Here is a 12,712-nt window from a genome sequence, read left to right as displayed (position 1 = left end):
GTCCGGTCTTGCTAGGCAATAGCGGCCCGCGATCCATGTCGTGATATGCAAAACCGCGCGTCATGGCCGTTGGCATTTTCCCGCGAAGGTCAATTGATCATCACTGATGCGCAGGTTTTGCGGTTCGGTATCCGGCCCCACTTTCCAATCGATCCGCGAAGACCCGAAATTCTGCACACAGAACTTGGTCCCTTCATGACGCCCGGCTTCACGCGCGCCGTCCAAGGACGCAGACGCGCCTTTCACCACAACGGTAAAGTCCGTAGGCGATGCTTTCTTGTCGACCGGCTTCGCCTTCGCCTTGAACGACTTCCCATCGAACAGAAGACGATCTTCCGACGGCTTGATGATGCCACAGGCGGACACGCTTGCCAGTGCCAGCAGGACTACAAGGGTTTTTGGGGCCGTCATACTATCCCTCTTAGTGTTCTCGTCTGCCGGGTCGCCATCAGAACGCCGCCACCAATGCCATAAGCCCAATCACAAGCATGCAGGCCCAGCCCAATACATACAGCACGGACCGCAAGCCACTGTTTGGCTTACCTATGCCATTGATGTGCACCACCAGCATCACCAACCGCGCAACCAAAGCGACAGACGCCAGGAGATTGACCCAGAACGGGCTGACGCCCAGCAAAACCGCCGCGGTCACAACGGCCACAAACGCCGGAAGCGTTTCCGTTCCGTTCAGATAGGCCCGGTTCAGACGATAGGCCTTGTCAGAATAATCCTGCTCAGGGGTCGCCCCCGGCGCGAGGCCCTTGCCCTGCTTGGCCAAAGCTGAAAACGGGGCCAGGAACAGAACCACCAGTGTGAAAAGCACAACCGATGAAATCGCGTGGCTGTATTCTGCAAACATGTCCATCCCGTTCACTCCGCTGCCATCGCACCCATACGGCCCGATTTCTGAGCCTTGATGCGGTCTTCGATTTCTTCTCGGAAATTGCGGATCAAGCCCTGAATCGGCCAGGCTGCCGCATCGCCAAGCGCGCAGATCGTGTGACCCTCGACCTGTTTTGTCACGTCAAACAGCATGTCGATCTCTTCCAGTTCAGCTTCGCCGCGCACCAGACGGTCCATGACCCGCATCATCCAGCCGGTGCCTTCGCGGCAGGGCGTGCACTGGCCGCAGCTTTCGTGTTTGTAGAATTTCGACAGGCGCCAGATCGCCTTGATGATGTCGGTTGACTTGTCCATCACGATCACCGCCGCCGTTCCAAGGCCGGAGCCCAGATCGTTGCGCAGATAATCGAAATCCATGATCGCATCGCGCATGTTCTCACCGCGCACACACGGAACCGAGGATCCACCGGGGATCACGGCCAGCAGATTGTCCCAACCGCCGCGAATGCCGCCGCAATGGGTCTCGATCAGCTCCTCGAAGGAAATCGACATCGCCTCTTCCACGACGCAGGGGGAGTTCACATGGCCTGAAATTGCAAACAGCTTGGTGCCCGCGTTGTTCTGGCGACCGAAGCCAGCGAACCAATCCGCCCCACGACGCAGGATCGTGGGCACGACAGCGATGGATTCGACGTTGTTCACGGTCGTCGGGCAGCCATACAACCCCGCACCTGCGGGGAACGGCGGCTTCATCCGCGGCATGCCCTTTTTACCTTCGAGGCTTTCAATCAGCGCGGTTTCCTCACCACAGATATAGGCCCCTGCCCCATGGTGCAGCAAGATATCGAAATCCCAGCCCGAACCGGCAGCGTTCTTGCCCAGCAGACCCGCGTCATAGGCCTCGTCAATCGCGGCCTGCAACGCCTCGCGTTCGCGGATGTACTCACCACGCAGGTAGATATAGCAGGTGTGGGCGTTCATGGCGAAAGACGCGATCAGGCAGCCCTCGATCAGCGTATGCGGATCATGGCGCATGATCTCGCGGTCTTTGCAGGTGCCGGGTTCGGATTCGTCCGCGTTGACCACCAGATAGGACGGGCGCCCGTCGCTTTCCTTGGGCATGAACGACCATTTTAGACCGGTTGGAAAGCCCGCGCCGCCGCGACCACGCAGGCCCGAGTCTTTCATCGTCTGGATGATCCAGTCGCGACCTTTTTCGATCAGGCCAGCAGTGCCGTCCCAATGCCCGCGGGCCTGCGCACCTTTCAGCGTGCGCTCATGCATCCCGTAGATGTTGGTAAAGATCCGGTCCTGATCCTTCAGCATCGCGTGTTACCTTCAGCTGTCCTGACGCATGCGCCAGAGTTGAAATATGTTGATCCCCGCATAGATGAACGCAGCCAGAGCCGCGAGATCAAACAGCAGAGCGTGCCGGGTCGTCAAACCCAGCGCGGGGCCAATGAACAGGTTCATCGCAAGCCAGATCAGCATGGTCACGGCGATGACCACCCCGATATGTCGGCCCTTGCGGGCTATGGCCTGTTCCTGGTCCTTGTCCATCTTCCCCTGATACCCCGGACGGGCACCCGTCTAGTCTTCGTACGTGCCCTCGGATTTGGCACGTTTGGCGAATTCGGTTTCCTCACCCACCGCAAGCTTGGCCGCCTGCTCGATCCAATCATCGCGCTCGATCCGGCCCTTGAATTTCAAACGCGCATCGACCCAGGCAACCTGTTCCGGCGTCCAGGCAGCGATCTGGTCGTAGTGATAGAAACCCAGCTCGTTCAGTGTCTGCTCCAGCTTGGGACCGACGCCTTTCAACAGCTTCAGGTCATCTGCCTTGCCGTCGCGTGCAGCGGTCAGGGTCTCGGGCTGATCCTCTTTGACGTCCGCGGGTTTGGCTTCAACGTCTTTCGCAACTGGTTTGGCTTTCGCCTCGGCCGCTTGTTTCACAGCCGGTTTCGGAGCCTCAGGCGCCTTCGGAGGCTTTGCTGCCGCCGACGCACCCGCCTGCTTGCCTTCCTTGCCAAGCCACGGTGTCAGGATCGGAACTTCGGTCCCGTCGATGCGCTTGACCGTGTCGCCCAGATCGGTCGCCAGCTCAACGCTTGCGTTGTATTTCGGCTTGCCGGCTTCATATTCGGACAGGCTGGAAAGCCCTTTCAACGGCTCGGCCGCGTAACGCCCGTTCTGAGGGCCGGGCGTCGGCACCTTGCCCGCCACCAGATCATCGAGGATCCTGCCGAAGCTCTCAGCGGTCAGATCCTCGTAGTAATCCTTGCCGATCTGCGCCATCGGCGCGTTGGTGCAGGACCCGAGGCATTCGACCTCTTCCCAGCTCAGCTTGCCATCGGCAGAAAGTTCATGCGGTTTCGCGGCGATCTTTTCCTTGCAGACCGCGATCAGATCTTCGGCCCCGCAGATCATGCAGGACGTCGTGCCGCAGACCTGAATATGCGCAACCGAGCCAACCGGTTGCAGTTGGAACATGAAGTAGAAGGACGCAACCTCAAGCACACGGATATAGGCCATGCCCAGCATGTCAGCGACGGATTCGATCGCCGGGCGGCTCAACCAGCCCTCTTGTTCCTGCGCGCGCCACAGCAACGGGATGACCGCGCTGGCCTGACGGCCCTCGGGGTATTTGGTGATCTGCGCTTCGGCCCATTGCCGGTTGGCAGCGGTGAAGGCGAAACTATCGGGTTGTTCGGGGTGAAGACGGCGGAGCATTAGCGGTCAATCTCTCCAAATACGACATCCATGGTGCCGATGATCGCGGCGACGTCGGCCAGTTGGTGGCCCTTGGCGACGTGGTCCATGGCTTGCAGGTGCAGGAAACCGGGTGCGCGCAGTTTGGCGCGGTAGGGTTTGTTGGTGCCGTCGGCAACCAGATAGACGCCGAACTCGCCCTTGGGGGCTTCGACGGCGGCGTAAACTTCGCCCGCGGGGACGTGGAAGCCTTCGGTATAAAGCTTGAAGTGATGGATCAGGCTCTCCATCGAGGTCTTCATGTCCGAGCGTTTCGGCGGGGTGATCTTGCCCCTTGCCAGAACATCACCGGGGCAGTCGCGGATTTTGGCGATGGCCTGACGGATGATCAGCAGCGACTGGCGCATCTCTTCCATCCGCACCAGATAGCGGTCATAGCAGTCGCCGTTCTTGCCGACGGGGATCTGGAACTCAAACTCGTCATAGCACTCATAGGGCTGCGCGCGACGCAAGTCCCAAGCCAGGCCTGATCCACGAACCATCACACCTGAGAAGCCGTTTTTCTGGATGTCATCCTCGGTCACGACGCCAATATCGGCGTTGCGCTGTTTGAAGATGCGGTTTTCGGTCAGCAAACCGTCAATGTCGTCCAGAACGGCGGGGAATTCGTGGCTCCATGCCTCGATATCATCCAGCAGTTCGGGCGGAAGGTCCTGATGAACGCCACCGGGACGGAAGTACGCCGCGTGCAAGCGAGCCCCGCAGGCACGCTCGTAGAACACCATCAGCTTTTCACGCTCTTCAAAACCCCAGAGCGGCGGGGTCAGCGCGCCCACATCCATGGCCTGCGTGGTCACGTTCAGCAGGTGGTTCAGGATGCGCCCGATTTCGGAATACAGAACCCGGATCAGAGAACCCCGACGCGGCACCTCGACACCGGTCAGCTTTTCGATGGCAAGACACCAGGCATGTTCCTGATTCATCGGCGCCACGTAATCCAGTCGGTCGAAATACGGCAGGTTCTGAAGATAGGTCCGGCTTTCCATCAACTTTTCGGTGCCACGGTGCAGCAGGCCGATATGCGGATCGCAACGCTCGACGATCTCCCCGTCGAGTTCGAGCACAAGGCGCAGAACCCCGTGCGCCGCAGGGTGTTGTGGGCCGAAATTGATGTTGAAATTGCGGATCTTCTGTTCTCCGCTCAGCGCGTCCGTGCTGCCGTCATCGTATCTTGAGCCGTCCATCAACGCCCTCGTTTCTTTTTCGCTTCGGCCCGAACCCGAACCTTTTCCGCCTCGGCGGCCTTGGCTGCGGCCCCGGCCAGCAGAACCCCCAACGCGCCCAGAATGATCAGTTCACCCATCATCTCAGCGGCGCTCCAACTCTTGCAGTTTCAGCCCGACCCACCACAGCAGGGCAATCGTGCCAAAGGGAACCAGACACAGCAGGCACCAGTATTTGTTGATCCCGAAGAAAGGCAAAATCTTCACCATCGGAATGATGGTCAGCGCAGACAGGATCAACCACCAGATGCCACCCATTATTCTGTCCCCTGTTTCTCATCCCCCGGCAGAATGTAGTTCGCACCCTCCCACGGGGACATGAAATCGAACTGACGGTATTCCTGCACCAGGCTGACGGGTTCGTAGACCACGCGTTTCTGCGCCTCGTCATAGCGGACCTCGGTATAACCTGTAGTCGGGAAATCCTTGCGCAGCGGATACCCGCGGAACCCATAGTCGGTCAGGATGCGGCGCAGGTCCGGATGGCCCGAGAACAGGATGCCGAACATGTCGAACACCTCACGCTCGAACCAGTTGGCCGAGGGATGCACGTCAACGATCGACGGTACCATGTCTTCTTCACGGATCGAGACCCGCAGCCGGATACGCTGGTTTTGGTACATCGACAGGAAGTGATACACCACATCGAACCTTTTGGCGCGTTCGGGGTAATCCACGCCGGTGATATCCACCAGCGTCGAAAACTGGCAGCTGCGATCAGATTTCAGGAATTCGACGAATTCCACAAGATTCGACGGAGCCACGTCCACGTTCAGTTCGCCGTGGGTCACGTCCCATGACAGGACGCAATCAGTCCGTTTCAGCTCCAACTGCGTGCCGAGTTCCTTGAGTTCTTCGCTCATCAGATCTCTCCTCAGCGGACAATTGTGCCGGTACGGCGGATTTTGCGTTGCAACTGCATCAGCCCGTAAAGCAATGCCTCAGCAGTCGGAGGGCAGCCGGGCACGTAGATGTCCACCGGAACAACCCGGTCACAGCCACGCACGACGGAATAGGAATAGTGGTAATACCCACCGCCATTCGCGCAGGACCCCATCGAGATCACATAGCGCGGCTCGGGCATCTGGTCATACACCTTCCGCAACGCCGGGGCCATCTTGTTGGTCAGTGTTCCCGCCACGATCATCACATCAGACTGGCGCGGAGACGCCCGGGGTGCGATGCCAAACCGTTCCGCATCATAACGTGGCATCGAGGTGTGCATCATTTCGACCGCGCAGCAGGCCAGGCCAAAAGTCATCCAGTGCAACGAACCGGTACGGGCCCAGTTGATGATGTCTTCGGTCGAGGTCAGCAGGAAACCTTTGTCCTGCAACTCGGCGTTCAGGGCCTGGGTGGCGACCTCCTTGTCGACACCGGCAGTGTTGGCACCCGTCATCACTCCCATTCCAAGGCCCCTTTCTTCCATTCATAGGCAAAGCCGATGGTCAGAACGCCCAGGAACACCATCATGGACCAGAACCCGACATCGCTGATGTCCTTGAAGCCCACGGCCCAGGGAAACAGGAAGGCAATTTCAAGATCGAAGATGATGAACAGAATCGAAACCAGATAGAATCGGACGTCGAATTTCATCCGCGCATCGTCGAAGGCATTGAAACCACATTCATATGCGCTGACCTTTTCGGGGTCGGGATTGCGGACGGCCAGTACGACGGCGGCCAGGATCAAGACGATCCCAAGGCCCACGGCAACGGCCAGAAACACCAGAATCGGGAGGTACTCCCGCAGCAGGTCTTCCACGAATAGCTCCTTTCCTGCGCACGCATCTTGTCGGGTGCGCCGTCAATTGGCGTGTTGACTGGACATTCTCTATCCCTGCGGGGTCAGAGGGTCAACCGAACACAGCCCCCTTCGCGATCAAACCTGCGCTTGACAGCGCGGCATAGAATCGCAGCACCGGCGTTTGGCATTGGCGTGGCGGACCCTGGTAAAACCTACTTATTCCATGCAGGTTTTCGTTTTTCAAAAAACGCCGCGATCCCTTCGCGTGCCTCTTGCGTTTCCCAGCGTTCGACCAGTTCGCCTATGGTCTGATCGATCACGGCATCGTCGATGCGCGGACCCAGAGCGCGTACCAGCGCCTTGGCAGAGGCAACCGCCCCGGGCGCGCAAGACAAATAGGGGCGAATTTCGTCCTCAACCGCGTCCAAAAGCCGATCTGCCGAAACGGTTTTCGCCAGCAGGCCCAGATCAACGGCCTCGGACGCATCGAACAAACGGGCTGACATGAACACCCGGCGCGCGCGGGCTTCGCCCATGCGGGCGATGACATAGGGGCCAATTGTTGCAGGGATCAGCCCCAGGCGCGTTTCGGTCAGCCCCATCTTCAGACTGTCGACCCCGATCGCCACATCGCACACGGCCGCCATGCCTACCCCGCCCCCAAAGGCATTGCCCTGCAACGCCCCGATCAGGGGCTTTGGCATCGTGTTCAGAGCCTGCAACATCTCGGCCAGCTTGCGCGCCTCGACAAAACGCGTTTTTTTGTCGGCCGCCATCTGGTCCTGCATCCACCCCAGATCGCCGCCGGCACAGAACGTCTTGCCCGCCGCGGCCAGAACGACCGCCCGGACCGCGTCATCATGACCAAGTTGCGATGCGGCCTCGGTCAATTCCGTGATCATCTGCCCCGACATGGCATTGTGTTTTTCCGGCCGGTTCAGGGTGAGCGTCGCGACACCACGCTTATCCGTCGAGATCGTGATCGTTTCAAACATGTCAGCCCCTCAAAGCCCTGGCCATCTGCGCGGCCTCTTCAATGACGTCGATATCCAGCCCGGTTTCGTATCCCAGCCGCTGCAAATGTGCCGCAACATCCTCGGTGGCCACGTTACCGGCGGCACCCGGGGCGTAGGGGCAACCGCCCAACCCACCCACGGCGGCATCGAACACCCGCACGCCCAGCGCCAATGCCGCATCGATGTTGTCGATCGCGCGCCCGTTGGTGTCATGGAAATGCCCCGCCAGTCGCGTTACCGGAACCCTTTCGCGCACCGCCAGAAGCATATGTGCAACCTTGTCCGGCGTTCCCTGCCCAATCGTGTCGCCCAGCGAAACCTCGTAACAGCCCAGCGCGAAAAGCCGATCAGCAACCTCAGCCACTTTTTCCGGCGGCGTCGGACCGTCATACGGGCAATCTGTCACGCATGAGACATAGCCACGAACCGGCAGGTCGATATGGCGCGCCGCCTCCAGAATCGGCGTGAACCGCTCGATCGACTCGGCGATGGAGGCATTGATATTGGCTTTCGAGAATCCTTCGGAGGCCGAGGCGAACACGGCAATCTCGTCCGCCTTGGCTGCCAGCGCGTCACCATAGCCATGCATGTTCGGCGTCAGCGCGGCATAGCGCACCCCATCCACTCGGGTGATTCCGCCCAGCACCTGAGCCGATCCCGCCATCTGCGGCACCCATTTCGGGGACACGAAGCTTGCAACTTCGATCCGGCGAAACCCCGCACGGCTGAGACAGTCGATCAAGGCGATCTTGTCCGCGACCGGTATTTCGCGCTTTTCGTTTTGCAGCCCGTCGCGCGGCCCGACCTCGTAGATTTCGACCAGCTCACCCATGTCCGCCCCTCTTCTGGATTGTTGTCGTTTCAAGCAAATATCGTCTGACCTTGGCACGCCGCGTTGCGCGGGTACAGGTCAAGCTTCTTCCTCCAACCTCACCAGGGCAGCCCCGGCTTCGACCTGCGAACCATCCTCGACCAGCACTTCGGCAACGATCCCGTCCCGCGCCGCAAGCAGCGAATGCTCCATCTTCATCGCTTCCAAAATGGCCAGACGATCGCCTTTCTGCACGGTTTGTCCCGCTGTGGCAAAGACGGCCTTGACCAGACCGGGCATAGGCGCCTCAATCACATTGGTGTCGCCGGTCGCGCTGGCATCCCGGTCCAGCGGGTCGATGACGTCGAAGCTCTGACCGTAATCGGTGAAAACCGTCAGGGTCCCGTTATGTGCGGCAACGCGAGGCATCGGCGCGCCGTTCAACTTCCAGCGCCCGGCGGTGCGTTCCGCAACGACGCGGTTTTCGCCAATCTGCCAAATCTGGCGATCCGACCCGTCGACCTGCACGTCCAGATCCAGCACGTCGTCACGACGGGACAATTGTACGGCGCGATGCAGCGGCGCCCACAGCGAAAACCCGGTTTCCGGATCGACATCCACCAGGTCCAGTGCCGTCATCGCCGCCGCAACCGCGGTATCATCCGACGGCTCGGCTTCCTGTACCAACGTTTCAAGGTCCCGCCCGATCAGACCCGTATCGACATCGCCCGAGGCAAATCCTTTGTGACGCGTCAACGCGCCGAGAAAAGCCAGATTGGTAACGGTACCCGCGACTTCAGTCTGTTGCAGCACCCGGTTCAACGTCTCAAGTGCAACGGCACGTGTCGATCCATGTACCACCACCTTGGCGATCATGGGGTCGTACCACGGGCTGATCGTGTCCCCGGCGCGAACGCCGCTATCGGCGCGACAATTGGCTGGGAAAACCAGATGAGTCAGCGTTCCCGTCGCGGGCAGGAACCCTTTCGGAACGTCCTCGGCGTAAAGCCGGGCCTCAAACGCATGGCCCGAGATCGCAAGATCATCCTGCTTCTTGGGAAGGCTCTCGCCTGCGGCCACGCGAAGCTGCCACTCGACCAGATCGATCCCCGTGATGGCCTCTGTCACCGGGTGCTCCACCTGAAGGCGCGTGTTCATTTCCATGAACCAGAACCTGTCGGGGCGCAGCCCGTCAGAGGCATCGACGATGAACTCGACCGTGCCCGCGCCCTTATAGCCGATCGCCTCGGCGGCGCGCACGCCGGCCTGACCCATGGCCTCGCGCATCTCAGACGTCATGCCCGGGGCGGGGGCTTCTTCGATCACCTTCTGATGGCGGCGCTGCAACGAGCAGTCGCGTTCGAACAGATGCACGGCATGAGTACCATCGCCGAACACCTGCACTTCGATATGGCGGGGTTTGGCCACGAATTTTTCGACCAGCACGGCATCATTGCCGAAGGCGGTCCGGGCCTCGCCCCGCGCGCTGTCAAGCGCGGTCGCGAAATCCTCAGGGCGTTCAACAAGGCGCATCCCCTTGCCGCCGCCGCCCGCAACGGCCTTGATCAGAACCGGATAGCCGATCGCATCCGCCGCACCGGCCAGATGCTCGGGGTCCTGATTGTCGCCGTGATAGCCGGGTACGACCGGAACGCCGGCCTTCTCCATCAGAACCTTGGCCGCGTCCTTGAGGCCCATCTTGCGGATCGCATCCGCCGAAGGGCCGATGAACGTCAGCCCCGCCGCCTGCACGGCATCCACGAAACCGGGGTTCTCGGACAGAAAGCCATACCCCGGATGGATCGCCTGTGCACCGGTATCCAGCGCGGCCTGAATGATGACGTCGCCCTTCAAATAGCTGTCCGCCGGGGCGGGGCCGCCAATATGAACCGCCTCGTCCGCCATCTGAACGTGTTTGGCCGCCGCGTCCGCATCGGAATAGACAGCAACGCAGGACACGCCCATGGACTGGGCCGTTTCCATGACGCGGCAGGCGATCTCGCCCCGGTTGGCAATCAGGATTTTGTTGAACATGTCTTTCACCCTTCCACTGCCAGATCTTCGACGAGACGGAACCGTTCGCACACGAGTTTCATCTCAGGATCAAAGCCGCCGTTTCGTTGGAAATAACGGCGATGATCTTCCCGCCATCCTTCAAGCGTTTCATTCTCACCTTCAGCCAAAGCGAATTCCTCGGTCACATCACAATAGCGCTGGATCGAGACACCGACGGTTTCAATGACCAAAGCCGGTGTGTCATCCCAGTTCAGCGCAATATCGCGTCGACCGGGCTTCGGCATTTCAGGGCTGCCGTCCGGATAGTTGCCGAGCGCATCGCAGGTCGCTGTTTTACGGCCAGAACGGACCAAAGCCAGAAGCTCTGCACTCAGCACCGGGTTGTCGCCGAATTTGAAGGTTTGCGCACCGGGATAGCGGGCCATAAGGTCTTTCAAAGTCACGCTCATTTTACATCCTGAACACGCCGAAGCGTGTCTCCTCGATCGGAGCGTTCAGCGCGGCGTTCAACGACAGCGCCAGCACGTCGCGGCTTTTGCGTGGGTCGATGATGCCGTCATCCCACAGACGGGCCGAGGCATAGAGCGGATGCGACTGTTCCTCGAACATATCCAGCGTCGGGCGTTTGAACTCGGCCTCTTCTTCGGCCGACCAAGTTCCACCCTGCCGTTCTATCCCGTCGCGTTTGACGGTGGCCAGAACGCCAGCGGCCTGCTCGCCACCCATCACCGAAATCCGCGAATTCGGCCAGGTCCACAGAAAGCGCGGCTGATAAGCGCGACCGGCCATGCCGTAGTTTCCAGCACCAAACGAGCCGCCGACCAGCATCGTGATCTTGGGCACCGAGGTGGTCGCCACCGCCGTCACCATCTTGGCCCCGTGCCGCGCAATACCTTCGTTTTCGTATTTCCTGCCGACCATGAACCCGGTGATGTTTTGCAGGAACACAAGCGGGATTTTGCGTTGCGAACACAGCTCGACGAAATGGGCGCCCTTCTGCGCCGCCTCGGAAAACAGCACGCCGTTATTGGCAATAATGCCAACCGGACAGCCTTTGACATGGGCAAACCCCGTGACCAGTGTTTCCCCGAAACGGGGCTTGAATTCGTCAAAGCGCGAGCCATCGACCAGACGCGCAATCACCTCGCGGATGTCATAGGGCGTGCGCAGATCCGCGGGAACAACGCCCAGAATTTCCTCGGGGTCATAGGCCGGGTCCTCGGGGCTGGCCCAATCCACCGTCTGCGGTTTGCGCAGGTTCAGCGACCCGACCGCACGGCGAGCCAAGGCCAGCGCGTGGGCGTCATCCTCGGCCAGATAATCCGCCACGCCGGACAGGCGGGTGTGCACGTCGCCGCCGCCCAGATCTTCGGCGCTGACCACTTCTCCGGTCGCGGCCTTGACCAGAGGCGGCCCGGCCAGAAAGATGGTGCCCTGTTCCTTGACGATGATCGTCACATCCGACATCGCCGGCACATAAGCCCCACCGGCCGTGCAGGAGCCCATGACCACAGCGATCTGAGGGATACCCTTCGCGCTCATCCGCGCCTGGTTGTAGAAAATGCGGCCAAAATGGTCGCGATCGGGGAAAACCTCATCCTGATTGGGCAGGTTCGCACCACCGCTGTCGACCAGATAGATGCAGGGCAGATGGTTTTCCTCGGCGATCTCCTGCGCGCGCAGGTGCTTCTTGACGGTCATCGGATAGTAGGTGCCGCCCTTCACGGTGGCGTCGTTACACACCACCATGACCTCGCGCCCCTGCACCCGACCAATCCCCGCGATCACCCCGGCACAAGGCGCGGCGTCGCCATACATCCCATGCGCCGCCGTCGCGCCAATCTCGAGGAACGGAGAGCCGGGGTCCAGCAAGTTCGCCACCCTGCGCCGAGGCAACATCTTGCCACGAGATTCATGCCGCGCGCGGGATTTCTCGCCACCGCCCATGCGGGCCGCTTCGGCAGCCGCAGAGATTTGCGCCAGCGCGTCGAGGTGGGCTGCGCGGTTGGCCTTGAAGCCCTCGGAGGTGGGCATGGCTTTGGATGTGAGTTTCATTTGCAAACCTCTATGATCAAAAAACGGTTGGCAACTGGAAGCGCAATGAAAACTACCGAAAGGCCGAACATGATCGACTTGCCAATCAAACCTATCGGTATCCAACTAGGGATCAATGAAACACCCGTGACACCGAACCACTCCATCATTCCAAATACGAACCAGAATACAGCAACAACAACGCAGAGTATGAGGGCGTGAACGAGTCCGGATTCGGGTGCGACTCGGAGCTC

General features: G+C 60.3%; 16 protein-coding genes. All 16 read right to left on the bottom strand.

Translation table 11 applies throughout. The features are described 5' to 3' along the window. Positions 1-60: 60 nt before the first annotated feature. Entirely contained in the window at positions 61-411 is a 351-nt protein-coding gene (locus AC2FFD_RS03155) for a hypothetical protein (protein WP_425078561.1), read from the bottom strand. A 37-nt stretch (positions 412-448) separates the two neighbouring features. After that, positions 449-865 carry an MAPEG family protein gene (locus AC2FFD_RS03150; protein WP_257599037.1) on the bottom strand — a complete coding sequence of 139 codons (417 nt, stop codon included), beginning with the start codon at positions 863-865 and terminating at the stop codon, positions 449-451. Between the two features lie 5 nt (positions 866-870). Then, positions 871-2,169: an NADH-quinone oxidoreductase subunit NuoF gene (gene nuoF / locus AC2FFD_RS03145; protein WP_480683963.1), complete on the bottom strand. Its 1,299-nt coding sequence runs from the start codon at positions 2,167-2,169 to the stop codon at positions 871-873. Between the two features lie 12 nt (positions 2,170-2,181). After that, positions 2,182-2,403 carry a DUF5337 domain-containing protein gene (locus AC2FFD_RS03140; protein ID WP_170343782.1) on the bottom strand — a complete coding sequence of 74 codons (222 nt, stop codon included), beginning with the start codon at positions 2,401-2,403 and terminating at the stop codon, positions 2,182-2,184. 30 nt (positions 2,404-2,433) lie between these two features. Beyond that, on the bottom strand, positions 2,434-3,573 hold the full coding sequence (locus tag AC2FFD_RS03135; RefSeq protein WP_496871889.1) for an NADH-quinone oxidoreductase subunit E: 1,140 nt from the start codon (positions 3,571-3,573) through the stop codon (positions 2,434-2,436). Next, positions 3,573-4,796 carry an NADH-quinone oxidoreductase subunit D gene (locus AC2FFD_RS03130; protein WP_496871887.1) on the bottom strand — a complete coding sequence of 408 codons (1,224 nt, stop codon included), beginning with the start codon at positions 4,794-4,796 and terminating at the stop codon, positions 3,573-3,575. Before AC2FFD_RS03130 ends, AC2FFD_RS03135 begins: the two co-directional genes overlap by 1 nt. Then, on the bottom strand, positions 4,796-4,918 hold the full coding sequence (locus AC2FFD_RS03125; RefSeq protein ID WP_257599041.1) for a hypothetical protein: 123 nt from the start codon (positions 4,916-4,918) through the stop codon (positions 4,796-4,798). The genes AC2FFD_RS03130 and AC2FFD_RS03125 overlap by 1 nt, the downstream gene beginning before the upstream one ends. Before the next feature lies 1 nt (position 4,919). Then, on the bottom strand, positions 4,920-5,093 hold the full coding sequence (locus tag AC2FFD_RS03120; protein WP_010442775.1) for a hypothetical protein: 174 nt from the start codon (positions 5,091-5,093) through the stop codon (positions 4,920-4,922). Beyond that, entirely contained in the window at positions 5,093-5,698 is a 606-nt protein-coding gene (locus tag AC2FFD_RS03115) for an NADH-quinone oxidoreductase subunit C (RefSeq protein ID WP_170343779.1), read from the bottom strand. The genes AC2FFD_RS03120 and AC2FFD_RS03115 overlap by 1 nt, the downstream gene beginning before the upstream one ends. Before the next feature lie 11 nt (positions 5,699-5,709). Beyond that, the gene (locus tag AC2FFD_RS03110) at positions 5,710-6,243 is read right to left on the bottom strand and encodes a NuoB/complex I 20 kDa subunit family protein (RefSeq protein ID WP_010442777.1); all 534 of its coding nucleotides are present in this window, start codon (positions 6,241-6,243) and stop codon (positions 5,710-5,712) included. Then, complete coding sequence (locus AC2FFD_RS03105) at positions 6,234-6,599, bottom strand: NADH-quinone oxidoreductase subunit A (protein WP_050602775.1); 366 nt, start codon at positions 6,597-6,599, stop codon at positions 6,234-6,236. The genes AC2FFD_RS03110 and AC2FFD_RS03105 overlap by 10 nt, the downstream gene beginning before the upstream one ends. Positions 6,600-6,793: 194 nt before the next feature. After that, on the bottom strand, positions 6,794-7,576 hold the full coding sequence (locus AC2FFD_RS03100) for a crotonase/enoyl-CoA hydratase family protein (RefSeq protein ID WP_496871886.1): 783 nt from the start codon (positions 7,574-7,576) through the stop codon (positions 6,794-6,796). 1 nt (position 7,577) lies between these two features. Beyond that, a complete protein-coding gene (locus AC2FFD_RS03095) occupies positions 7,578-8,429 on the bottom strand; it encodes a hydroxymethylglutaryl-CoA lyase (protein WP_170343776.1) in 852 nt (283 codons plus the stop codon). Positions 8,430-8,507: 78 nt separating this feature from the next. Next, positions 8,508-10,442, bottom strand: coding sequence for an acetyl/propionyl/methylcrotonyl-CoA carboxylase subunit alpha (locus tag AC2FFD_RS03090; RefSeq protein WP_496871884.1), 1,935 nt, complete (start codon positions 10,440-10,442; stop codon positions 8,508-8,510). A 5-nt stretch (positions 10,443-10,447) separates the two neighbouring features. After that, complete coding sequence (locus tag AC2FFD_RS03085) at positions 10,448-10,873, bottom strand: ASCH domain-containing protein (RefSeq protein ID WP_170343774.1); 426 nt, start codon at positions 10,871-10,873, stop codon at positions 10,448-10,450. Position 10,874: 1 nt separating this feature from the next. Then, the gene (locus AC2FFD_RS03080) at positions 10,875-12,479 is read right to left on the bottom strand and encodes a carboxyl transferase domain-containing protein (protein WP_496871882.1); all 1,605 of its coding nucleotides are present in this window, start codon (positions 12,477-12,479) and stop codon (positions 10,875-10,877) included. Positions 12,480-12,712 lie beyond the last annotated feature (233 nt).

The organism is Ruegeria sp. YTSC002, from assembly GCF_059609845.1.
The sequence above is the reverse complement of the archived record's forward strand: the minus strand, read 5'-3'. Positions and strand labels throughout refer to the sequence as shown.